The sequence below is a fragment of the Streptomyces sp. NPDC001970 genome (assembly GCF_053594115.1).
Map to the genome: position 1 here is coordinate 155020 of NZ_JBSFDW010000018.1, position 22275 is coordinate 177294.

Annotated in this window: 24 protein-coding genes and 1 pseudogene; 8 read left to right on the forward strand and 17 right to left on the reverse strand. The window is 71.0% G+C overall.

The genetic code is table 11. The features are described from left to right. Positions 1–3 precede the first annotated feature (3 nt). Together ACWCP0_RS22445 and ACWCP0_RS22450 are read left to right on the forward strand one after the other, a co-directional pair. Complete coding sequence (locus ACWCP0_RS22445; protein WP_451080571.1) at positions 4–1014, forward strand: M23 family metallopeptidase; 1011 nt, start codon at positions 4–6, stop codon at positions 1012–1014. 177 nt (positions 1015–1191) lie between these two features. Continuing rightward, positions 1192–1983: an SGNH/GDSL hydrolase family protein gene (locus ACWCP0_RS22450; RefSeq protein ID WP_451080572.1), complete on the forward strand. Its 792-nt coding sequence runs from the start codon at positions 1192–1194 to the stop codon at positions 1981–1983. Here the strand turns inward: ACWCP0_RS22450 and ACWCP0_RS22455 are convergent. The 5 genes and pseudogenes from ACWCP0_RS22455 to ACWCP0_RS22475 form a co-directional block, all read right to left on the reverse strand. Next, positions 1944–2837, reverse strand: coding sequence for an STM4011 family radical SAM protein (locus tag ACWCP0_RS22455; RefSeq protein WP_451080573.1), 894 nt, complete (start codon positions 2835–2837; stop codon positions 1944–1946). The two genes, ACWCP0_RS22450 and ACWCP0_RS22455, sit on opposite strands and share 40 nt — an antisense overlap. Before the next feature lie 18 nt (positions 2838–2855). After that, entirely contained in the window at positions 2856–4178 is a 1323-nt protein-coding gene (locus ACWCP0_RS22460) for an STM4012 family radical SAM protein (RefSeq protein WP_451080574.1), read from the reverse strand. Further along, positions 4175–5002 carry an STM4013/SEN3800 family hydrolase gene (locus ACWCP0_RS22465; protein WP_451080602.1) on the reverse strand — a complete coding sequence of 276 codons (828 nt, stop codon included), beginning with the start codon at positions 5000–5002 and terminating at the stop codon, positions 4175–4177. Before ACWCP0_RS22465 ends, ACWCP0_RS22460 begins: the two co-directional genes overlap by 4 nt. A gap of 138 nt (positions 5003–5140) precedes the next feature. Beyond that, positions 5141–6241: pseudogene (locus ACWCP0_RS22470) on the reverse strand (STM4014 family protein); the annotation flags it as partial. Continuing rightward, positions 6238–7185 carry an STM4015 family protein gene (locus ACWCP0_RS22475; RefSeq protein ID WP_451080575.1) on the reverse strand — a complete coding sequence of 316 codons (948 nt, stop codon included), beginning with the start codon at positions 7183–7185 and terminating at the stop codon, positions 6238–6240. The gene ACWCP0_RS22475 and the pseudogene ACWCP0_RS22470, both read right to left, overlap by 4 nt. A gap of 180 nt (positions 7186–7365) precedes the next feature. Here ACWCP0_RS22475 and ACWCP0_RS22480 point away from each other — a divergent pair, with 180 nt between their 5' ends. Both ACWCP0_RS22480 and ACWCP0_RS22485 read left to right on the forward strand, forming a co-directional pair. Beyond that, entirely contained in the window at positions 7366–7692 is a 327-nt protein-coding gene (locus tag ACWCP0_RS22480) for a hypothetical protein (protein WP_451080576.1), read from the forward strand. 76 nt (positions 7693–7768) lie between these two features. Next, positions 7769–8806 carry a DUF6745 domain-containing protein gene (locus ACWCP0_RS22485; RefSeq protein WP_451080577.1) on the forward strand — a complete coding sequence of 346 codons (1038 nt, stop codon included), beginning with the start codon at positions 7769–7771 and terminating at the stop codon, positions 8804–8806. On the opposite strand, the gene ACWCP0_RS22490 is transcribed toward ACWCP0_RS22485, so the two are convergent. The 7 genes from ACWCP0_RS22490 to ACWCP0_RS22520 all read right to left on the reverse strand — a co-directional run bounded on the left by ACWCP0_RS22490 (position 8797) and on the right by ACWCP0_RS22520 (position 15997). Next, a complete protein-coding gene (locus ACWCP0_RS22490) occupies positions 8797–9714 on the reverse strand; it encodes a carbohydrate kinase family protein (RefSeq protein ID WP_451080578.1) in 918 nt (305 codons plus the stop codon). The genes ACWCP0_RS22485 and ACWCP0_RS22490 overlap by 10 nt on opposite strands. A 29-nt stretch (positions 9715–9743) precedes the next feature. Further along, positions 9744–10364, reverse strand: a complete 621-nt coding sequence (locus ACWCP0_RS22495) for a TetR/AcrR family transcriptional regulator (RefSeq protein WP_451080579.1) — start codon at positions 10362–10364, stop codon at positions 9744–9746. Between the two features lie 4 nt (positions 10365–10368). Further along, positions 10369–11571: an amidase gene (locus tag ACWCP0_RS22500; protein WP_451080580.1), complete on the reverse strand. Its 1203-nt coding sequence runs from the start codon at positions 11569–11571 to the stop codon at positions 10369–10371. 124 nt (positions 11572–11695) lie between these two features. Then, positions 11696–12883, reverse strand: coding sequence for a Glu/Leu/Phe/Val dehydrogenase dimerization domain-containing protein (locus ACWCP0_RS22505; protein WP_451080603.1), 1188 nt, complete (start codon positions 12881–12883; stop codon positions 11696–11698). A gap of 312 nt (positions 12884–13195) precedes the next feature. Next, complete coding sequence (locus tag ACWCP0_RS22510; protein ID WP_451080581.1) at positions 13196–14839, reverse strand: IS200/IS605 family accessory protein TnpB-related protein; 1644 nt, start codon at positions 14837–14839, stop codon at positions 13196–13198. Then, a complete protein-coding gene (locus ACWCP0_RS22515; protein ID WP_451080582.1) occupies positions 14832–15407 on the reverse strand; it encodes an IS607 family transposase in 576 nt (191 codons plus the stop codon). Before ACWCP0_RS22515 ends, ACWCP0_RS22510 begins: the two co-directional genes overlap by 8 nt. Before the next feature lie 20 nt (positions 15408–15427). Then, a complete protein-coding gene (locus ACWCP0_RS22520; RefSeq protein WP_451080583.1) occupies positions 15428–15997 on the reverse strand; it encodes a carboxymuconolactone decarboxylase family protein in 570 nt (189 codons plus the stop codon). A 255-nt stretch (positions 15998–16252) separates the two neighbouring features. On the opposite strand from ACWCP0_RS22520, the gene ACWCP0_RS22525 reads away from it, so the two are divergent. Beyond that, positions 16253–17488, forward strand: a complete 1236-nt coding sequence (locus ACWCP0_RS22525) for an MBL fold metallo-hydrolase (protein ID WP_451080584.1) — start codon at positions 16253–16255, stop codon at positions 17486–17488. 146 nt (positions 17489–17634) lie between these two features. Here the strand turns inward: ACWCP0_RS22525 and ACWCP0_RS22530 are convergent, their stop codons facing one another. The 4 genes from ACWCP0_RS22530 to ACWCP0_RS22545 all read right to left on the reverse strand — a co-directional run bounded on the left by ACWCP0_RS22530 (position 17635) and on the right by ACWCP0_RS22545 (position 19411). Further along, complete coding sequence (locus ACWCP0_RS22530; protein ID WP_451080585.1) at positions 17635–18240, reverse strand: hypothetical protein; 606 nt, start codon at positions 18238–18240, stop codon at positions 17635–17637. A 12-nt stretch (positions 18241–18252) separates the two neighbouring features. After that, a complete protein-coding gene (locus tag ACWCP0_RS22535) occupies positions 18253–18489 on the reverse strand; it encodes a hypothetical protein (RefSeq protein ID WP_451080586.1) in 237 nt (78 codons plus the stop codon). A gap of 101 nt (positions 18490–18590) precedes the next feature. Beyond that, positions 18591–18893 carry a hypothetical protein gene (locus ACWCP0_RS22540; protein ID WP_451080587.1) on the reverse strand — a complete coding sequence of 101 codons (303 nt, stop codon included), beginning with the start codon at positions 18891–18893 and terminating at the stop codon, positions 18591–18593. A gap of 68 nt (positions 18894–18961) precedes the next feature. After that, positions 18962–19411, reverse strand: coding sequence for a hypothetical protein (locus ACWCP0_RS22545; protein WP_451080588.1), 450 nt, complete (start codon positions 19409–19411; stop codon positions 18962–18964). Here ACWCP0_RS22545 and ACWCP0_RS22550 point away from each other — a divergent pair. Continuing rightward, positions 19401–19856: a hypothetical protein gene (locus ACWCP0_RS22550; RefSeq protein WP_451080589.1), complete on the forward strand. Its 456-nt coding sequence runs from the start codon at positions 19401–19403 to the stop codon at positions 19854–19856. The genes ACWCP0_RS22545 and ACWCP0_RS22550 overlap by 11 nt on opposite strands. A 46-nt stretch (positions 19857–19902) precedes the next feature. On the opposite strand, the gene ACWCP0_RS22555 is transcribed toward ACWCP0_RS22550, so the two are convergent. Further along, positions 19903–20475: an Ig-like domain-containing protein gene (locus ACWCP0_RS22555; RefSeq protein WP_451080590.1), complete on the reverse strand. Its 573-nt coding sequence runs from the start codon at positions 20473–20475 to the stop codon at positions 19903–19905. A gap of 692 nt (positions 20476–21167) precedes the next feature. On the opposite strand from ACWCP0_RS22555, the gene ACWCP0_RS22560 reads away from it, so the two are divergent. Both ACWCP0_RS22560 and ACWCP0_RS22565 read left to right on the forward strand, forming a co-directional pair. Next, positions 21168–21482, forward strand: a complete 315-nt coding sequence (locus ACWCP0_RS22560) for a hypothetical protein (protein WP_451080591.1) — start codon at positions 21168–21170, stop codon at positions 21480–21482. Continuing rightward, the coding region (locus tag ACWCP0_RS22565; RefSeq protein ID WP_451080592.1) for a tyrosine-type recombinase/integrase at positions 21431–22275 on the forward strand (845 nt) is incomplete at its 3' end. The genes ACWCP0_RS22560 and ACWCP0_RS22565, both read left to right, overlap by 52 nt.

A 22275-nucleotide genomic window follows, 5' to 3' on the forward strand; every position in this document is an offset into this window, starting at 1 on the left:
GCCATGCCCAAGGGCAAGCATCGTCGTCCGAGGACCAACCCCATCTCGCGCGGATTCGTCGCCGCGGGCACGGGTGGTGCCGCCATCGCACTCCCCCTGATCGGCGCCGCGGGTGCGCACGCCGCGGACACGTCCGCGCCCACCGTCACCCCCGAGCGCGTCGCCACCGTCGCCCAGAAGGCCGCCGCCCCCCAGGCGGACCGGACGGGGAAGGCGGCCAAGACCTACACGGTCGTGTCCGGTGACTACCTGTCGAAGATCGCCGTGGAGCAGGACGTCCGGGGCGGCTGGAAGAAGCTGTACGCGGACAACCGCGAAGCCGTCGGCGAGAACCCGTCGCTCATCCACCCGGGTCTCAAGCTCACGCTCGGCGCCAAGGCCCAGGCGAAGGCTCCGGCCGAGGCCCCCGCCAAGGAGAAGACGAAGGCGAAGGCGTCGAAGGCCGAGGCGCCCGCCAAGGCCGAGGCGCCCGCCAAGGCCGACGCGCGGGCCGAGGCTCCGGCGAAGGCCGAACGCACGCAGGTGCGCGCCGAGTCCGGATCCGGTGCCGCCCAGGCCCCCGCCGGTGCCGCTGCCGCCGCCCCTGCCCCCGCCGCGCAGAGCAACTTCTCCGGCTACTTCGCCCCGGTCGACGCGAGCATGACCACCGCCTACCGCACCGCCGGCGCCATGTGGTCCAGCGGTTACCACACCGGTGTCGACTTCGCGGCCCCCACCGGCACCTCCGTCAAGTCGGTCGGCCCCGGCACCGTCGTCTCGGCCGGCTGGGCCGGCGCGTACGGCAACCAGGTCGTCATCCGGCACGACGACGGCACGTACTCGCAGTACGCTCACCTCTCCCAGCTCTCCATCTCGTCCGGCGAGAGCGTCACCGGCGGGCAGCAGATCGGCCTCTCCGGCTCCACCGGCAACTCCACCGGTCCGCACCTGCACTTCGAGATCCGCACCACCCCGAACTACGGCTCGGACATGGACCCGCTCGCCTACCTCCGCCAGTACGGCGTCTCGATCTGAACCTGACGTAACGTCAGCAGCGTCCGCCGCCCTCCGACCTGACCCGGAGGGCGGCGGGCGTGTGTGTGCCGCCATATTCCCGCTGAGCGGAAAACTGACCAGGTGGTCTATCTCACGCCCCGTCAACCCCTCCCTACGGTGGCGTAGGTCACTTAGCGCCGTGAATGATGTCTCGACGTGGCAGACGATTCGAGATCAAGGGAAAACAGGGCATTCGGGTCGTACGCGGCGATCGGTGACAGCTTCACCGAGGGCGTCGGGGACCCCGGACCCGAGGGTCGGTTCGTGGGATGGGCGGATCGCCTGGCGGTCCTGCTCGACGACCGCGCACCGGAGCACACCTTCCGCTACGCCAACCTCGCCGTGCGCGGCCGCCTTCTCGACCAGATCGTGGCGGAACAGGTCCCGCGCGCAAGGGAACTCGCCCCCGACCTGGTGACGTTCTGCGCGGGCGGCAACGACATCATCCGGCCCGGCACCGACCCCGACGACGTCGCCGAGCGCTTCGAACGAGCCGTCGCCGCCCTCACCTCGGCCGTCGGCACCGTCATGGTGACCACCGGCTTCGACACCCGCGGTGTGCCCGTGCTGCGCCACCTGCGCGGCAAGATCGCCACGTACACCGCGCACGTCCGCGCCATCGCCGACCGCTACGACTGCCCGGTCCTCGACCTCTGGTCGCTCAAGTCCGTCCAGGACAGGCGCGCCTGGGACGACGACCGGCTGCATCTGTCCCCCGAGGGACACACGCGCGTGGCGCTCCGCGCCGCCCAGGTCCTCGGCTTCCACGTCCCCGTCGACCCGGACCAGCCATGGCCCCCGCTGCCGCCGCGCGGCACGCTCGAGGTCCGGCGCGACGACATCCACTGGGCGCGCGAGTACCTCGCCCCGTGGATCGGCAGGCGGCTGCGGGGCGAGTCCTCCGGTGATCACGTGGAGCCGAAGCGTCCTGATCTGCTTCCGCTGTGAACCCTCCCGTTCGCGGCGGCGGGGATCCGCTCCAGGACCCCGCCCGCGAACAGGTCGTACAGCGGCAGCGACTCCAGATGGACGTATCCGATGTGGCAGTCGCACACGGCGAGCGGACACGGCCGGGGCCGAAGTGCCGCCCGGTACGAGCCGTCGTAGAGATTGCCGAGCTCGGAACGGACGAAGTGGCAGCGCCGCACCGTCCCGTCCCCGTCCACCGAGATCACCGACTCGCCCGTGCGGCACGGCAGCCCGGCCGAGCGGTGCGGATGGCGGCTGTACGGGAAGAGGGGGTCGAGGGCCGTCCAGCGGTCGGCCTCCTGGTCGGTGTACGTGCGCCCCTCGGCCGCGTTGACCCACAGATACACATGCGGGGGAAGATCGGCCCGGAGCCGGCGCGCCTGCTCCAGATGCTCCTCGAAGCCGACGATCCCGACGCTGAACCGGACGCCCCGGTCGGTCAGTTCACGACATTTGCCGAGGAAGCGGTCGTACGGCGTCTGGCCCGGGTGGTACGTGCACCACAGCGCCAGCGTGCCCGTGTCGGCGTCCGCGAGCCAGTCGGTGCGGCAGCTCAGATTGGTCTGGATGGCGACTCTGCGGATGTGCGGCAGCCGGGACAGCCCGGCCAGGGTGCGCCGGTACCAGGAGCGGACCAGACCCTCGCCCCACGGGGTGAACAGCACCGACAGACGGTCGTCCGTCCGCTCCGCCGCCCAGTCCGCGAAGCGCTCCAGCGCCAGCCGGTCCGCGCGCAACTGCTCCCGGCTGTCTCGGCGCTTGGCGAACGGGCAGTAGGGGCAGTCGTAGTCGCAGGAGGCGAGCGGCCCCCGGTACAGGATCGTCAGATCCACCTGATTCTCACCCCTTCGTCACTTGAGCTCGTACGCGACCATCGCGGCGCGTACGGCGGGTGAGAACAGCTCCGGGCCGAGCGCGTCCGAGTACGCAAGCCCTTCCGGTGTCAGCCGCAGCAGGCCGTCGCTCTCCTCCAGCCAGCCGCGGTCGGCGAACGCGGCGAGCTCGGCGCGGAAGTCGTCGGCCGGGGCGCTGCCGAACCGCTCCCGGTACTCCGCGGCCCTCATCCCCCGCGCCTGGAGCAGTGACTGGAGCAGATGGCGGCGGCGCGTCTCGTCGTCGTCCATCCGCCGGCCGACCTCGGCGCGCGAGAAGTCCTCGGTCCGGGTGTAGTCGTCGATGATCGCCCGTATCTCGCGCATGTCGACGGCGTAGTCGAAGGAGTAGTGCAGTCCTGAGGTGTACGACCGGGCCCCGCAGCCGAGGCCGATCATGCCGTCGGTCTGGCAGGCGTAGTCGTCTGCCCCCTGCTGCGGCACGTCCGCGCGCCGGAACATCCGCATCGACACCTGCTCGTAGCCGTGGGCCAGGAGGTGATCGCGCCCCTGGCGGTACAGGCGCAGCCGCTGGTCGTCCCACGCGGTGTCCGCGTCCGGGCCGGCGAGGCGGCCGAGACCGGTCAGCGGGCGGACGTAGAGCGGATAGAGATACAGCTCCTCGGGCCGCCAGGCGAGCGCGGCATCGAGCGACCCGCGCCAGGTCGCCTCGGTCTGGCCGTCGATGCCGTAGATCAGGTCGATGTTGAGGACAGGGACCCGGGCCTCCCGGATCCGGCCCAGCGCGGCCTCCACGTCGGCGCGGCGCTGCGGGCGCACGGCAGCCTTCGCCTCCTCGTCGACGAAGCTCTGCACACCGATGCTCAGCCGGGTCGTGCCACGCTCGGCGAGCACGGAGAGCCGGTCGGCGGTCGCCGTCGCCGGGGAGGTCTCCACCGACAGCGGCACCGCACGCAGATCGGCGCCCATCCGCTTTTCCGCGATGTCGCACAACCGCTCCAGCTCGCCGGCCGTGAGGAAGGTGGGTGTCCCACCGCCGAGGGCAGCGGTGGCGAACCGCACCGGGTCCGAGTCTCCGAGCGCGTCACGGACGGCTGTCGCCTGCCGTTCCAGCGCGTCGAGATAGACCGTGGTGAGCTCGTCGGGCGCGCCGATGCGGGTGAAGAGATTGCAGAAGCCGCAGCGGACCTCGCAGAACGGAATGTGCAGATAGAGCGAGAGTGCGTCCTTCGGCTCCGCGGCCCACAGCTCGCGCAGTGCGGGCCGGTCGGCGAGCGGCCGGTACGCGGTCTTGTGCGGGTAGGCGTACACGTAGCTCCGGTACGGGCGGATTGCCTTCATCGCGCGTCCTCCTCGGCCGGGCCGGGTCCCGGAAGGACGAACTGGGCGTACGGAACGGTCCAGACGACCTCGTGGCCGAGCCGGTGGCCGGTGTACCCGTCGTCGCCGTACGCCGTGCCGTGGTCGGAGCAGACGATCACGAAGCAGGGCCTCCTGCTGCCGGCCGCGGCGAAGAGCCGGCCCATGTGGCGGTCCACGTACTCCAGCGCGGCCGCGTGTGTCTCGCGCGAGTCGCCCGCTTCGCGCGTGGCACCGGGCAGATGGAACCAGTTGGGCTGGTGCAGGGCGGCCACGTTGACGAACAGGAACAGGCGCCGGTCGTCGGGCAGACCGGCGACGATCCGCTCGGCCCGCTCCACCTGCGCCTCGAAGGAGACCGGGGACACCACACCGAACTCCGGTTCCCAGTGACTCTCCTGGAACAGTCCGGGCAGCACCGTGCCCAGAGGGGCCTGCCGGTTGAAGAAGCCGACCCCGCCGATGCACACCGTCCGATATCCGGCCTGCGCCAGTCCCGTGACCAGGTCCGGCGTGTCGTACACGAACGTGCCGGGCGCCGTGGTCTCACTGCCCGCGAAGCGCGCGGCGAACAGCCGCGGATGAGGGCCGGGCGTGGCCGGTGTCGGCAGGAACCCGGCGAAGATCGCCTGATGCGAGGCATAGGTGAAGCTGCCGGGCGCGTGCCGCTTCTCCCAGACGCCCCCGGGGAGATGACGTGCCAGGTTCGGGATCCGGCCGGCTGCCGCGAGCTCGGCCGCGACGTCGTAGCGGAGTGTGTCGAGGGTGACGAGGAGCAGATCGTGGGAGCCGACGACCGAGGCCATGTCGACGGTGTCCGCGTCGGGTGAATCGATGGTGGCGGCCGTGCCGGCCGTGCCGGTGGGGTCGGCCCGGTCGGCCGTGCCGAGCATGTCCGTCGTGTCGGTGGAGGTCGGCATGGGTGGTTCCTGGTCGTTCGTGCGGATCGCGGCGGCAACCTGCGCCGCATAGGTGTCGAGGCCTTCGGCCTCGCTGCCCGGCAGCCCGGTCAGACGCGGCAGCAGATCGCCGAACGCGTTGACCTCACCGACGGCGAAGCGGCGCCAGCCGGTGGCAGGGAGCAGATCGACGCCGACGCACAGGGTCCCGGGGAAGCGGGCAGCGGCCCGCTCGCACAGGCCCAGCACGTCGTCGCGCCAACTGCGGCCCGCCGCCAGCACGGCGGCCATGGCCCCGGCCACGTCGCCCCGTTCCCCGCCCATATGCAGATTGGTGAGCGGGGAGCGGCTCGTCCGTACCACGACATGGGTGGCCCTGCCCGCGACGACCACGACCCGCAGATCGGTGGCCCTGCCGTGCTGAACCGCCTTCGGAAGCCAGCGCTCGATGTGCAGACCGTCCGGCGCGAGGGCGTCCACGATCGCGGCGATCTCGGACTCCGAGGTGTAGCGCCGCAGCCGCAGCGAGTTGAACAGCCGCCCGTCCGGGGCCCGCTCGACCGAGGTCGCCGCCCGGAACCCCCCGTCCGCCGCCGCCTCGACCGCGAGCACACCGGAGGCCGACGAGCCATGGGCGAGTTTCACGAACGCGCGCCGGAAGCCCGGCTCGGCGAGCCGCGCCCGCACGTCGTCCCAGCCGCGCACGGCAGGAGCCGCGGCCCCCGAAGTCGGCGAGGGCGGCACGGCCACCCCCGCAGCCGCGAGCCGTTCGTGACAGAGCCGCTTGTCGAACAGCACGAAGAGCTCGTCCGGATCGTCCAGGAGCGTCGCACCCGTGGCACGGACAGCACCGGCCACGTCCTGGACCGCCTCGGTGAACCGCGCGTACCAGCGGCCGGTGCCCTCGACTCTGGCCGGGTCGCCGACACCGCGCAGCAGCGCGTCCACCTCTGCGTTCTCACCGGGCGAGTCGATACGGACCAACTCGCCCGGCAGGAAACGCGCTCGGCCGTGCAGCACGTCCAGCCATGGCACCACGCGCGCGTCGGGCAGCCCCGTCGCGCGCACGGCCTCCTGGAAGAACGTGACACGACGGTTCTCGGGGTTGCCGACGACGGCGAAGCGCTGTGATGAGGGCCGTGTCACTCCGCCACCGCGGTGAAACGGCCGTCACCGTCGTCCCACGGCTCCTGGACGTCGTCGAGGTCCACCGTCACGCCGACGGACTCCAGGGCCTGACGCATCCGCTGCCGCATCGCCTCTCCGATGAAATGGTGGTGCATGTCGAGCTTCTTGAGATGCGTCAGCGGCTGTCCTTCGAGCAGCGCGGCCGCACCCTCGTCGCCGAGCGTGCCCATCGACAGGTCCAGCGTCTCGAGCCGGGCCACGACCGGCGCACCGGCCAGGGCCGCGGCGATCTCGTCCTGGATCTCGCTGTTGCGCAGGGCGAGATGACGAAGCCGGGGCAGCCGGGTGCCGGCGAGGAACGACTCCAGGTCGGCGAGCTCTGCGTCCCCGCCGTACTCGGAGACGCCGAGCCAGAGGTCGAGGTGCTCCAGCGCGGGCAGCTCGCTCGCCGCGATGCCGCGCACCACCTCGACCGGCAGGCCGCCGGTCTCGACCCGCAGCGTGCGCAGCTTCGCGTGGTCCACGGCCGGGAAGCCGAGGCCGGAGCCACCACGCACACCGAACTCCTCCAGCTCGGGGAACCCCTCCAACAGCGGGGTCACCACGCCCTGGTTGATCCAGGAGATCTCGCACTCCTCGAAGGTGATGTCGCCCAGAAACAGGCCGCGCAGCGCAGGCAGCTGCCCCTTCGCCTCCAGCAGGGCGGCTATGACCTCGTCGGGACCGCTGTCGTACGCATCGCTCCACGCCCCGGCGATCAGCGCCCGCACCTGTGTGGTGTCCACGGTGGCGACGAAGCGCGCGAAGGCGTCCTCCCAGGCCTCCTCGCTCTCGTACGCGTCGACGCCGATCCGCCAGGCGACGGAGGCCGGATCGGGCAGCTGGTCGACCTTGGCACCGGCGCCGGGGAAATCGAACGCGGGCAGGCCGTACAGCTCCTGCAGATGGCCCGAGATGGTCATGACGGATGCTCCAGACACCGGACGGCGTTGATCGGGTGATGTGCGAGCAGTTGTACCAAGCCGCACCGACAGCGCCCGACGTGGGGCGGGGAGCGGCCGGTCCGGGGCGACTGTCAGACCCTGCCTCTAGCTTCGGTACCGAGTCCGGCGCACTCGGTGCCGGCCGTGGAGGGGAGAGCCATGTACCGGCAGGGAGACGTGCTGATCGTGCCCGTCGCTGATGATGCCGTCCCGGCACACGCCGTCGACGCCCCCGGGGAGTCGCGCGACGGGCGGGGGCGGCTGGTGCTCGCCCTCGGCGAGGTCACCGGCCACGCGCACGCACTGGCGGCGCCCGGCCGGCTCGTCCGCGAACCGGGTGCGTTCGGGCCGATGCTGCTGCATCTCCCCGAGGGCGGGCGGCTGGTGCACGAGGAGCACGCGCCGATATCGCTCCCCAAGGGCTGGTACCGGGTGGTGCGCCAGCGGGAGTACATCCCGGGTGCGGTGCGGATCGTGGCCGACTGAGCCGGACGAGCCGAAGTCGGCGGCAGCAAGGCAGCAAGGCAGCAAGGAAGCAGCGGAATCAGGGGACGGGGCAGAGATGCAGTACGTGGACAAGTGGCGTGCCGCCGCGGCGGCGACGGTCCCGGCGGACCGGGCGGCCGCGGAGGAGGGGGTCCGCGTGGCCTACCGCACGGCCGGGCTCGCGGCACCCGAGCGGTTTGTCTGGGCGGGTTCGCCCAGGTCGGCCGTCGCGGCAGTGCGCACGCTCGAGGACGCGGGACGTTCGGTGCGGCACGAAGTGAGGACTGTGCCCTGGGCCGACGAGCGGCGCAGGATGCACGACGAACTCGGCCCCGCCGGCTGGACCGAGCACTGGGGGAGGACCGGCGCCCTGCTCTGGGACGGCACGCGAACGCTGGCCGAGCGGATACGGACCGGTGTCGCCGACTCGTTCGCCGAAGAGGCCGCTGCGGTGGCCGACGGGGACGCCGACGAGGCGGCCACCGAGCGGAGGGCCGTGCGGCTGGTCCTGCTCGACGCGGTGCTCGGCCAGCACGACGCCGCGTGGCTCGCCGCGTTCGACGGCCACAGCGAGCGGCTCGACGGACTCGCCCGGGTCGCCGGACACGCGGGCTGGTGGTGGCCGTTCGAAAAGGCCGTGGTGATCTGCGAGCGGCCCGTGGAGCTCCACCGCGACGAGGTCGGGCGCCTCGACCGCGGCGACGGCCCGGCGCTCGCGTTCCCCGACGGCTTCGCACTGCATGCCTGGCGCGGCATGCCCGTGCCCGCCGAGTTCCTGGCCGGACTGTCCTCACTGACCCCCGAGCGGATACGCACGGAGGAGAACGCCGAACTGCGGCGCGTCATGCTCGAGTTCTACGGCTACGACCGGTACCTCACCGAGTCGAACGCCACGCCCGTGCACCGCGACGAGACCGGCGTGCTCTGGCGCATCGCGCTCGATGACGACGAGGACGTCGTCATGGTCGAGGTCGTCAACTCCACACCGGAGCCGGACGGCACGTACAAGACGTACTGGCTCCGTGTGCCGCCCGGCACCCGCACCGCGAAGGAGGGAGTCGCCTGGACCTTCGGGCTCCACGCGTCGGTGTACGAACCGCTGCGTCAGACCTGAGCCGCAGCCAGGTCCTCGGGGCGGATCAGCGTCGAGCTGCCCCGGCCCGTACAGGCATGGGCCCCGGCCACCGCGCCCAGCCGGGCACAGTCCGCAGCGGGGAGGCCGGCCAGCCGCCCGTAGAGGAAGCCGCACACATACGCGTCCCCGGCGCCGTTGGAGTCCACCACCGGCGCGGGTGGCGCCACGGCCGGGACCGGGCGTGGTGTGCGGCCGCCGTCGCGGGTCATCACATACGAGCCGCCGGCTCCGGCCGTCGCGACCACGGTGTCCGCCCGCCCTTCGCGCAGTATCTCCCGCATCACCGACGCAATCCGATCCCCGGCCCCGGCCGCGCTGAGGAAGACCACGTCGGAGCGGAGTGCGAACTCCTTGTGGTAGTCGTCCACTCCGTCCCAGTCGTGGAGGTCGGTGGAGACGGGAACACCGAGTTCGGCGATGTCGTCGTACAGGAAACGGGCGAAGTTCATGATCGACAGATGGACGTGGCGGGCCCGTCGCAGATGCGGCAGGTAGAAGTCCCGCGGCATGCGAAGATCCACGGCGTCACGGGCGTCGTAGAAGGACATTCTGCGGCCCGCCGAGTCGACCAGGTTCACCGCACGTCGCGTACCGGCGGGGGAGACCAGGTGCGCGAAGTCCACACCGCCCTCCGCGAGTCGTTCGCGGACCTGCAGGCCCGGCGCGTCGTCTCCGATGAAGTCCAGGAATCTGACGCCGAGTCCGAGGGAGCGGCAGCCGAGGGCCACGTTTCCTCCCGTGTGCCCCGGCCACTCCGTGATCGGGGGTACCCCGACCGAGTCGGCGAGCGGGACCGGCAGCGAGTCGACGCGGACGACCGTGTCGACCCCGCTGCCGCCGATCACCAGGACGTCAAGCTCCGGCCGGTCCCTGTACTGCGCGGACACCGCTTCCCCTCCCATGAGCCTTCGATGCGCTACGCACTCTGCCGTGTCAGCGCTTCGCGGTCGAGCCCCAGTTCACGGGCGAGGGCCTCGTCCGTCCACTCCAGCATCGCGGCGCGGCTGAGCGACCCCGCGTACGACGTCATCTGCACCGCGAGACCGTCCAGCAGAGCCGTCAGCCGCCACGCCGCCGACCCAGGGTCGGCGCAGCGGAACTCGCCGGCCGTCGCGCCCTCCGCGATGACCGCGGTCAGCTCGGCCTTCCACTGCTGGTCGAGATCGCGGGCCACTTCGCGCAGGGCGGGTTCGCGCAGCGACGCCGCCCAGCCCTCGATCCACAGGCGCCAGCCTTTCGCCTGACCCGTCGGGGCGTACCAGCGGACGGCGGTGCGCAGACGGCGTACCGCGGATGTCCGGCGGCCGAGGATCTTGCGCAGGTGGGCCAGGTCGCCCTCCGCGGCATAGGCGAAGGCGGCGGCGACGAGCCGCTCCTTGGTCGAGAAGTGGTACAGCACCAGGGCGTTGCTCACCCCGAGTGCGGAGGCGACATCGGCGATCCGCACGGCGGCCACGCCCCGCGCCTCGATCTGCTCCACGGCGGCCCGCAGCAGCTCTTCCTGTCGCTCCGCCACGCTCAACCGGACTCTCGTCACCCGGTCACCCTACACACGCATGTGCGAGCTCCAGGAGCCGTCGGTCGGTCCCACGGCCCGCGACCACCGCCAGGCCGACGGGCAGTCCCGCCACCGAGATCCGGGGCAGCACGAGGCACGGGAGCCCTGCCGCGCTCACCGGACACGTGAGGCGGAAGGTGGCGTCACGGAGGGCGGCCTTGCGCTCGGGGGTCTCGTCGATCAGCGGTGCCGGGCCGCCCGTCGCGGGCAGTAGCATGACCGCGTCCTCGGGGAGGGCCGCGCGCAGCGCACGGCCCGCCCGGTGGACCGTCCGCTCGGCGGCTTCCCGGCGCTCCGCGGTGACTTCGGACGCATGGGCGAAGCGGGCTCCGATCCCGGGGCCGAGGGCGCCGGGGTGGGCGCTCACCCAGGCGCCGTCGCACTCCCAGGCCTCGGCCCCCTGGGCCGTGGCGAACGCCGTGGCCAGACCCGCCGGATCGAACCCCGCGGAGGGCATGTTCTCGGTGCGCAGTCCGATCGACGCGGCACATTCCGCTGCCGCTTGCGGGAAGGCGTCGCGTACCGCGGGATCGGCGAGGGCCACGAGGTCGGCGGCGATCAGGGCCGTACGGAACGGTGGTCCGGCCTCCGGGGCCCGGACGGCTCCGGCCTCGGGAAGTCGGGGAAGCAGCACGTCGCCGAGCCGCGCCAGCGTCCTCGCGTCCCGTGCGAGCCAGGCGACGGTGTCGAAGGACGGCGCCAGCGGCAGCATGCCGGTGGTCGGGACGGCGCCATGCGTGGGGCGCAGGCCGTACAGCCCGCAGTACGAGGAGGGCACCCGGATGGAGCCGGCGGTGTCGCTGCCGAGTCCTGCGTCGGCCTCGCCGAGCGCGACGGCGGCGGCAGGGCCGCTGGACGAACCGCCGGGGGCGCGTTCCGGGGCTGCCGGGTTGGGCGGCGTGCCGTAGTGCGCGTTGGTGCCGTTGAGGCTGTACGCGAACTCGTCGGTCTGCGCGATGCCCGTCACGTCGGCCCCCGCGTCCAGTAGTGCGCCCACGGCCCATGAGTGGGCCTGCTGTGGCTCGGCCTCGGCCAGCCACGCCGGGTTGCCGGCGCCGAGCCGGTGCCCCGCGACGGCGTGCACGTCCTTGACCGCCAGCCGCAGCCCGTGCAGGGGCCCGCCGCCGGAACCGCCGACCAGCGGGTCCCCCTTCTCCCGCCACACCGTCATGCCTGCCGACCCCATGGGCCCCCGACCTCCCTGGCTCCCAGCGACTGCCCTCCCGTCGAATCGAAGCACTCCATGAGCGCCGTGGACGGTCGCACCGCCGGGCGGTGGCCGGCACCGAGCAGAAGCGGCGGCCGCCGGCCTACCTGTACCAGCCGAAGCGTTCCGCGATCACCGGCAGCCGGTCGGCGACGATCGCGTGCGCGGCGGAGCGCGGCGTCGTGCCGTCGGCCTGGGCGCGTGCGAGCATCTGGCCGACCAGGGCGCGCATCGAGCGGCGTGTGTAGGCGAACGCCTCCTCCGCGTCGGCACCGATGTCGCCGAAGAGCGTCCACCACCACCAGGCGTTGGTGCCGGAGTTCACGACGACGTCCGGCAGGACGGTGATCCCGCGCCCGGCGAGCAGCTCCTCCGCGTCGGGCAGGACCGGCATGTTGGCTGCCTCGACGATCCAACGCGCTGTGATCAGCGCCTGGTTGGCGGTGTCGACGGCGTACGAGACGGCGGCCGGGACCAGCACCTCCGCCTCGGCGGACAGCCAGGCGTCGGCGGGCAGTTCGGTGTCGCCGGGGCGCAGCGCGGCGCGGTCCACCGTTCCGTAGGCGTCGCGCGCGGCCAGCAGCCTCTCCACGTCCAGGCCGTCAGCGTTGGCGATCGTCCCCTTGATGTCGGCCACGGCGACGATCCGCAGGCCTGTCCGGGACAGGAAGCGCGCTGTCGCCCCGCCCATGGTGCCGAGGCCCTGGACGGAGACCCGGACGCCCGCGCGGCCCTCGCCCGCCAGGTCGAGTGCCGTGAGCACCGACTCGGCGACACCGCAGCCGCCGACCAGCTCGTCGAGGCCGATGCCGTCGACCTCGACGGCGAACGCGTCGGCGAGCCGCTGCCGTGCCTCCGCCTCGTCGTCGAGCAGCGGATAGACGGCCTGAACGGACGAGACGAGGCCGGCCTCGGCGGCCGCCTTGTCGACGAGGTCCTGCGTGAGGCCGAGGTCCTCGCCGGTGGTCCAGACGCTCTCGATGTACGGGCGCATGGCGCGCAGATAGCGCACGAGGACGCCGTAGGCCTCCGGGTCCTGCGGGTCGCAGTCGATGCCGCCCTTCGCGCCGCCGAGCGGGATGTACCGCACGGTCGGGTCGTCGGCGTTGTAGTGGAGGGCCTCCTTCATCGTCATGCCCCGCGCCAGCCCGGCCACCTCGTCGAGCGTGCAGCCGGCACGCATGCGGAGCCCGCCGCTGGACACTCCGCGGACGAGGCGGTCGACCACCAGATAGCCCTGGCGGCCGGTGACGTGGTCCGTCCAGGTGAGCGAGATCAGGGGACGGGCCATCGAGAGGGCCTCCAGGGCGGACACGGTGCCTCCAGACACGACGACGAACTGAACCGTCGGTCAGTATCCGGAGGCGGGTGCAGTCGTGTCAACGCGGACGGTTCCGGACGGTTCCGGACGGCTCCGGATGACTGCGGACCACGGCGACATTGCGCAAGGATGCGTACGGATGCGCGCCGGCGCGTACGGCTTCTGAACGACGCCGCTGCCTCAATTGCCTTCGGACCGCTGGGACCGCTCGGACCGCCCGGACCGCCCGGACGATGCGGCGGATGGCGGCTGCGGCACCTCGCAGTGGTCCTTGAACCGTTCCTAGAGACTGAGCGGGAGTGAGTCCTGTTGCCAGAACTCATGCTCAGCCGAACACCCCGAACGGTCTTGGGTGTTCTGGTCCACCGCGTTCGCTCCGCGTCCGGCGTGCACGGATCGTGTCCGTGGTCCGGGGATGCGGGGGCGGTTTCCCTCGCTCCCTCGGTCGCCGGGTCGGGCCTGGGCGGTCCGATGCCCGGGCACATCGCTCTGGTGTGCACGGGGCGGTGTCGTCCGTCGCCTGATCCGGTATCCGAGGGCGCGCCTGCCGATGGCCACCGAGGCGGCGGCGTGTCGGCTGGTCTTGTGGGTTTTGCTGGTGAGGGGGGCTTGCCAGTGCTGGGCGCCCCAGACGCTGGTGTAGGCGGGATCGACGGCGATCACGCCGATGCCGGCTTCCGCGCACATGGACAGCAGGCGTGCGCGCAGGCGGCCGGTGGGGATGCCGGAGATGAGCTGCCGGAATCGCTTGCGGCGGCCGTGTTTCTCGCGGGTGGTGGAGTCGGTGAAGTCGAGGTCTTCGATCGCGATGGCCTGCACGCCGGTCCGTTTGGCCCAGTGCAGGAGACGGGTGAGGGCGTGGCGGAGCTGGGCGTCGCGGTGCGAAGCGCTGCCGGTGAGCTGGTAGTCGAAGCGGCGGGGTGTGCCGACGGGGTTGCCGTGTTCGTCGAGGCGCCATGCGGCGAGGTGGTCGGCGTTGGTGTCCACGGCGATCACGCCGTCCGCGCGCAGCGTGGCCAGTGGCACGACGGGGAGGTCTTTGCGGGTCCAGGAGGCGTCGAGGTACCAGCGGTCTCGGACCGTGTCCAGGTGGATGCGGTAGGCCACGGCCCGGTTCGCTTCGATCCGGTCTCGCCATTCGTCGTCCCGGTGCCAGAAGGCGACCTTCGCGGCCAGCACGTACCGGCCGTGCTTCGCGTTCGCGTGCTCAGCGAGGGGGGCGGGCAGCTTGATGCTGATCTCGCCGCCGGGGCTGACGCGGATCGTCTCGTTCCCGAACCTTTTTCCGGACTCGCCGTCGGCGGTCAGAAACCACCGCGCCGCCTCCCACTGTGCCCGCCACTGCTCCTCGGTCAGGTTCGCGGCGGTGAGGTGGTGACGAGTGCCCAGCAGTCGGCGGCCCCCGCGTGTGATCGACACGTGTCCGGCGTCGCGTTCGGCCGTGACCTGTTCGTACCGCTCTTCAAGGACCGCCAGGCGCCGGGACTTGTTAAACCACTCGTGCGAGGACCGGTAGCCGCCGGGCTTGCCCCGGCTGCCCTTCTCTTTGACGGACAGGGACAGCCGGTGCCGGATCATGCGGATACCGGCATCCAGGGATTGCAGGTGTGCGTGCTGCGCACGCCGGGACAGTCCCCACTGGTCGTGCGTGCTGGACGTGATCGAACCGGCCCAGCGGGAGGACGACAACGTCGTCAGGTCGCGTTTGCGTTCGGCCCACGTGTCGGTGGAGTGCTCCAGGCCGTCACGGCACCTTCGGGCCAGATCACGCGAGGCCAGCGTGCCCAGGTGCGCGCCGGCCAGGCGCAACACCTTCTCGTCCCCGGCCGTCAGTCCCCCCAGGCGGTCGCGGATGCTGACACCCGTCGGGCCGTCGGCGACGAACGGCCGGGCAATCTGCCGCAGCGGCCTGCGCTGGTCAGCCATGCTCGGCGGCCTCCAGCGCCTTGCGGGCACGGTTCTTCGCCGACCCGCGCCCGTACAGGCGGGCACAGAACGAGGTCAGGACCTCCACCATGTCGCGCACCAGGTCGTCTTGGACCTCGCCGTCATCAAGGACCACGAGGCGGCGCCCGGTCGCGGACAGGGCCGCCTCGACCAGTTCGACGTTCATCCGACCGAGGCGGTCCTTGTGCTCCACCACCACCGCCTGCACGGCAGGATCGGCAAGCAGCCGCTTGGCCTTGGAACGAGCGCCGTTCATGCCGGAGGCGATTTCGGACTCCACCCGCACCACCCGGTGGCCTTCGGTGGCAGCCCACCGGGCCAGCCGGGCGACCTGGCGCTCCAGATCGTCCTTCTGATCGTGCGAGGAGACGCGGGCGTACAGCCCCAGCCCGCCGACTGCCCCGGTCGCGGCGTTGGCCCCCACATTCACGAGGATCGTGCGCGGGCCGACCCGCTGAGCCGGTACCGGCAGCGTCCCCTCGCGGAACCAGCGATACGCGGTCTGCGGATGCACGCCCTGCGTCTTCGCCCATTCCGTGAGATTCACGCTCTGACAACGACACTCACTCATACATGGTTACCCTCACTCACCCGACTTCGGGGGCCAGCAGTTGAAGACCCCTGGCTGGTCAGCCCGAGTGCCGAATTGATCCGCGAGCGCAGATTCTCCACCGCCACCATCGCGGTCAGCTCCACGTACGCGGCCTCGCCGAGCGCCCGGAGCAGCCGCTCGGCCAGTTCGTCCGTGACCTCCGGCGGGTTCGCGGTCATCGCCTCCGCGTACTCCATGACGTCGCGCTCGAGCGACGTGTACACGTCACTGTCACGCCATACCGGCACGTCCTGCAGTTTGCGGGCGTCGATCCCCTTCCGCCGGCTCGCCCAGTAGCCGAAGTCCATGCACCAGCTGCAGCCGATCGAGGCGGCCGTGGCCATCTCGGCCAGTGCCTTGAGGACCGGGTCCAGGGCGTTCCACTTGGCCACGGCCTGCTCGAAGCGGAGGTCGGCGCGCAGGACGCGTGTGTTGTGGCCGAGCGCCTTCACGGGGTCGAGGGCCTCCTGGAACGCGCGCTTCGAGTACCACTCCGTCGCGCGGTGGAAAAGGGTGCGGGGCGGGGTGAGCGGAATACGGGCCATGGCGGGCTCCTCCGGTGTCGCGTCTCGTCCTGACACGCGTACGACGGATCGCACGGCACCGATGTGACATGACACTGCACGACTCCGATGTGACATGGCACTGTGCGACGTGACATGGCACGGCGCCGATGTGACATTCCCATGTCCCTGGGCCCGGTTTCCGGGGGTCTCGGGGAACAACTCACATCACTTTTCCGTTCCCGCACTGGTGTAACCGACGCCCATAATGGAAGCCCCCCACCTCCAGGAGGCCTTGTGACCGGCGCTGCTTCCCCGCATTCGCTGCGCTCCACGCTGCGGTCGCTGCGACCCGCCGCTTTCGGGGCCGACCCTGCAGGGGAGCGCATGGAGCGGATCCGCCGCTCGCCGAATTTCGCCGACGGGGTGTTCCAGAACCCGGTCGGGGCCAGGACGAGGCCGTCCGGCTCCACCCTGGAGTTCGCCAAGATCTACTTCCAGAAGGAGGCGCGCAGGCTCCGCACCCCTGACGCGCCCGTGCCCCTGCACACCACCACCCTGTCCGACCTGGCCGAGCCGCCGGTCTCCGGGCTGCGGCTCACCTGGATGGGTCATTCGAGCGTCCTCGCCGAGATCGACGGCCGACGGGTGCTGTTCGACCCGGTCTGGGGCTCACGCTGCTCGCCCTTCGCCTTCGCCGGGCCCAAGCGCCTGCACTCCGCTCCCGTGCCGCTCGCCTCGCTCGGTCCGGTCGATGTCGTCGTGATCTCCCACGACCACTACGACCACCTCGATCTGCCCACGATCCGCGCGCTGGCAGCCACGGACACCATCTTCGTGGTGCCGCTCGGCGTCGGCGCCCATCTGGAGCGCTGGGGCGTCTCCGAGGGCCGGCTGCGCGAGCTGGACTGGACCGAGTCGACGGAGGTGGCCGGACTGCGGCTGACCGCCACCCCGGCGCGCCACTTCTGCGGCCGCGGCCTGCGCAACCAGCAGCACACGCTCTGGGCGTCCTGGGCCGTCGAGGGCCCCTCCGGGCACCGGGTCTACCACAGCGGGGACACCGGTTACTTCCCCGGTTTCAAGGAGATCGGCGCCGAGCACGGCCCCTTCGACGCGACCATGATCCAGATCGGTGCCTACAGCGAGTACTGGCCCAAGAACCACACGGATTCTACGCCGCTGCCTGGCGCGTGGCCGGACATTCACATGAACCCCTCGCAAGGGGTCCAGAGCCACCTTGACCTGCAGCAAGGCCAGCCGAGCGGTGTCATGCTGCCGATCCACTGGGGAACATTCCACCTCTCGTTGCATCCCTGGGCCGAGCCTGGCGAGTGGACGCTGGCCGCAGCCGGCGCGGTCGGACAAGCAGTCGCCGTCCCAGTTCCAGGCCAGCCCTTCGAGCCCGCTGGAGACCTCCCTACGCGCCCCTGGTGGCGGGATGTGTCCCTGCCGCTGAACCGCAAGTGGCCCGTTCCGGAGATCACCCCGGAGGCGTCTCGTGACGACCTCGACCTTGTGGGCGAGGGCTGACCGTGGACCCGCCGACCGTGACGGATCCGGGCGTCTGCTTGCGGCACCGGCGGCGAAGTGGGCGCGCCCCTACCGGGCGGGGCGTGGGAGGCGGTGGCCGCTACTCGGCCTCCGTGCGAGTCACGTTGCCGCCAGTGGTGATGACCTCATCGCACCTCCCGCGCGTACGGGGCGAGGGTGATCCGGTCGATCAGCGGCGCGTACCGGGAGCGGAGCAGCACCCCGGGGAAGGTGTCCGAGGCGTAGGTGGTGCCGTCGAAGTTCGGCAGTTCCTCGGAGCGGAAGGTGATCGTGTTCTGTCCCTTCTCGAGGTGGACCGGGACGGTCAGCTCCCAGAAGTTGTTCTGGTGGAAACTGTGCGGGAAGCCGACGCGCCGCATCCCGCCGCCGTTGACGGTGATGTCGGCGTGGCGGGCGAGCGGGTCCGGGTTGTAGTGGGTGGCTTCCGACTGCTCGGGGTTGGAGTAGCGGATGCGCAGCGCGTAGAGACCGGCGCGGTCCGCGGCGACGGTGAACGTCGCCGTGTTGCCGTTACCCGGGTCGCCGCCGATACCGGTGATCGCCGTCCCGTCGGTGGCCAGGGACAGTGGGGTGAACGTGGCCGAGCCCGCGAGTCTGGCGTCCTGCGCTTCGTACGTACGCGCCGGGAGCGCGCCCTCCGTGGGCGTCACCGTGAGTCGGTCGACGAGGGTGGCGGACGAACCTCCGGTCAGCGTCACCTTGTTGACGCCGCCTGAGAGGGAGACCGCCACGCTGTGCTTGCCCTAGGACAGGCGCAGCACGTCGTGCCCGTTGACGGAGAGCCGGGCGCCCGCGCCGCCGAGAGTGTCGACCCTGAGGGTGGCCTCGCGGTCGGCGGGCGAGTAGACCCAGAACGTCACGGTCCCGTCCTCCAAGAGCCGGACCGCGCCCGAGCCGGTGGCGGGGGTTTTGGCCTGCTTCGGCAGGTCGTAGACGGGTTGAGCCCCGCCGTCCAGCCAGGCCAGCTCGCTCTCGTACACCTGGGTGGCGGCCGAAGCCTCGGGCAGGGAGAGGGTGAGGCGGTCGACGATGGCGTCGCCCTTGGTGGCGCGCTTGCCGTCGGCGCTCTTCGCGGCGAGCGTCAGGGTGTGCTTGCCCTGGGTGAGGTGGACCTTGGTGTCGGTGTGGTCCCAGACTGCTCCTGCACCTTGTCGAAGGTGTTGAGGGAGTTGGCGAGGACACTCAGGTCGTAGGTGCCGTCATGCGGCACGTCAACGGTGAAGTCGAGCGTGACGTCCGAGCCGGTGCGCAGGCCGCCCACGTTGTAGCCGCCGGAGGTGTAGAACTTCGACACGTCGCGCGGCGAGCCCTCCGGGCCGTTCTTCGAGTAGCCGTACCCGGTGTGGGCGGCGTCCTCCGCCTCGTACGACGCCTGCCAGCGCACGGGCGGGGACTGAGTGCCCGCCCCCGTCCCGGCCGGGCTGAGTACGATCTCGTACGCCGAGGACTCGTTCAGCTTCGGCAGCCCGCCGTCGCCGAAGTCGACGACGACCGTGCCGTCGTCGCCGACCTACAGTTTCTGCTCCTCAGCAGCTTCGGGCCGGAGGAGTCGCCCACCTGCCCGCTCCATTCGATCTCCCGGACCCAGGCGTGTACGCGGTCCCCGAAGAGCCCCTCGGGGACGTTGTCGAAGGTGATGTGGTCCTTTCCGGTGGACCCGCCGAACAGCAGCCGGGCCTGCCGCTTGTCCTCGTCCAGCGTGGCGACGCCCTGCATGGTGTAGTTCTCGCCGGGGGACGGCGGGGCCACCTTCACCGCGTGCCCGCTCATCGAGGCGTACGCGTGCAGGAGCCACCACTGGCCGTTGCCGCGGTTGGACTGCACCGCGGAGTCGGAGAGGTTGCCGTCGATGTTCCAGTACGCGATGTCGGCGTCCACCTTGGACTCCTCGATGGCGGACACCCACTGGGATCATCTGGCCGGGTACGGAGGTGTGATAGTTGAAGGCGTACTCGTTGATGTTGGCCGGGAGCTGGGTGCCCTCCTTGTTGGTGCCACTGAACAGCTCCTTCTCCCACGCCCGGTACTTGGCGACGCTCTCGCGCACCGCCTCCGGGTGGCTCAGCTCGTGCCAGGTAATGACGTCCGGGAGGGTACCGTCGGCCAGGGCGTGGGTGAGGAAGCCCTTCACCTGGTCGAACAGGATGCTGGTGTTGGGGCCGGCGATGCGGGCGCTGGGCATCCTGCCCTTGATGAGCCGGTGGACGTCGTCCCAGGCGGCGAAGTAGTCGTCGGGGTCGTCGAGCCAGCTGACCTTGTTGTAGCTCCACTCGCCGGTGCCGAACATGTTGCCCTCGGGCTCGTTGAACGGCACGAAGACGACGTTGTCCTGGTACTGCTGCGGTAGTTGCAGAACCTGGTCGACCTGCGTGGTGATCTTCTCCCTGTAGAGCTTAGAACTTCTCCTCGGAGGTGTCGCCCGGCCACTGGTACGGGAAGCCGCGGTGGATGTCGGTCATGTAGATGTAGACATCGCCGTTGGTGGAGTCGGCCAGCGGCTTCACCACCTCCAGCGCGTCGGCACCGGGGTGCTGTGGGCCGTCCTGCGCCTTCGTGGAGACCGTGCGCAGGCCCATGACCTCGATCAGGTTGTTGGTGGGAACGTCCGGTCCGTACACGCCGTAGAGGGTGCCGGAGGCGCCGCCGTGGAACGTGCCGGTGTCCGAGCCGAGGTCGACGGTGAGCTGCCCCTCGCGGACCACGGTGACGGTCGCCTGCACGGTGCGCCCGGCTGCCGTTCCCGCCACCGCGAACGTCCCCGGCTGGGCGTACTTCTCGGGTGGCACGGCGTCCCAGGTGATCGGCGTGTCGCGGTCGTAGCCGTCGGAGAAGGAGGAGCGGACGGCGGCGGGCAGGGGCGGGGCGGTCCCGCTCGTCGTACGGACCTCGAAGGACGTCTTCGAGAGCTCCTGGAGGATCGGCACGGCCCCGACCGTGCCGGCCACCTGCTCGGCGCTGGGTGCCACACGGTGAAGTCGTCGATCGCGCCCCTGAGTAGCGGGTCCGGCCAGAAGGACTTGCCGATGTAGCCGGCGGCCGCGGCCGAACTGTCCAGCAACTCCTTGGCCTTGATGCCGGTCTCGGCGAAGGAGACCGCCACGCCGTCGAGGTAGGTGGTGAGCCGGCCGGCGGTGGTGTCGAGATTCTCTGGTCGATGAGCATGGTCATGAGCCGCCGCCTCGCCGGTCGACGGCTTTACCACTGATTCCTCTCGTATGCCCTCTGATCTCGCTCGCCGGACCCGGCCCGTCTGGCAGTTCCAGGCCGTCCCGGCTTTGTCAGCGCTGCTTCCCGCCCTCCCCGGCGTCTCCCGCGTCGGACTGCGCTCAGCTCCCACCAGCCTGCTGCGACAGACTGGCGAGGAGGTCTTGCACCTCCTTCGATTCACCGCGCCTCACGGCGCACTGGCGCTTCGTGGCGCACCCAGCAGTTCTTGCGCGGCAGGTCCGACAGCAGGGCCAGCACCAACCGTCCGGCCCGGCAACGTGGTTCGACCCGGGCAAACCGTCCCGCGATTGTGCGACATCCCATGAGTTCCCCTGAGCCCTGCTGAGTCCTTGTCCACGTGGCCAGGGTGTTCTGTCTCCTTGGGCTGTTCTTCGAGCTGGTGACGTAACTTCAGGATTCTTGAAGCGTTCTCACTTTGTCCGATCGATCCGTGATCGGGGTGAAGGCGAGGAGGCTCGGGTTGGGGCTGGCGACCGTACGCGACCTGCGCGAGTTCCGCGATCCGGTCTCGGCGGAGGAGCTGGAGCAGTTCGAGACCGACGTGCTGGCCGGGTTCGTGCTCGCGCGGGCTTCGGCGGGGCTGGCGGACGGCACGATCCGCGGGGACGTCGGGCACCTGGATCAGATGCGGGCCTGGTTGGGTCGGCCGCTGTGGGATATGGAGCCGGCGACGCCGACGGGTACTTCGGGAAGGTGCTGCGGGAATCGCCGAGTGGCACCCGGCTGGCCCCCGCGCAGGCGCTGACCACGTACTTCCTGTTCTTGGAGCTGCGGCACAAGGTCGAGATCCATCGGATGACCGGGCGGGTTGTCGAGTGCCCGATCGACGAGATGAACCGGCCGCGGGGGTCCAAGGACGCGGCCTTGCGGATTCCGCCGACCGAGCCGGAGGTCAAGACACTCTTCGCCGGCTGGGGCGGCGGGCTGGCGACCTGCCGCAAGTTCGCCCCGACCGCCAGGAACTACACCGCATCGAAGCTGATGTCTCAGGTCGGACTCAGGGTGAGCGAGGCATGCAAGCTCGACCTTGCCGCCATCAAGTGGGACCTGGGCCGCTTCGGCAAGCTCCATGTGCGCTACGGCAAGGGCTCCCGCGGCTCGGGCCCGCGCGAGCGGATGGTGCCGCTGATCAACGGCGCCGACCGCACGCTGCGGTGGTTCATCGAGGACGTCTGGGGCCAGTTCGACGACGACCACACCCGACCCGGTGCCCCGCTGTTCCCGTTCGAGCGCAAGAACTCCGACGGGTCCTCTCGCCGGGTCGGCGACGACGCGTTGCGCAACGGCCTGGTGGCCGCGGCGAAGGCCCATCTGCCCGGCTGGGCCGACACGCTCACGCCGCACGTCCTACGGCACTTCTGCGCGTCCGAGCTCTACCTCGGGGGTCTTGACCTGCTCGGGATCCAGAAGGTCCTCGGACACTCCTGGATCGCCACCACGATGCGGTACATCAACCCTCGGGAATTGCATCAGCCGGGCGAGAACCCGCAGGTCGCCAGGTCACAGCGAGGGCCCGAAGGACTCCGACACCACTGCGA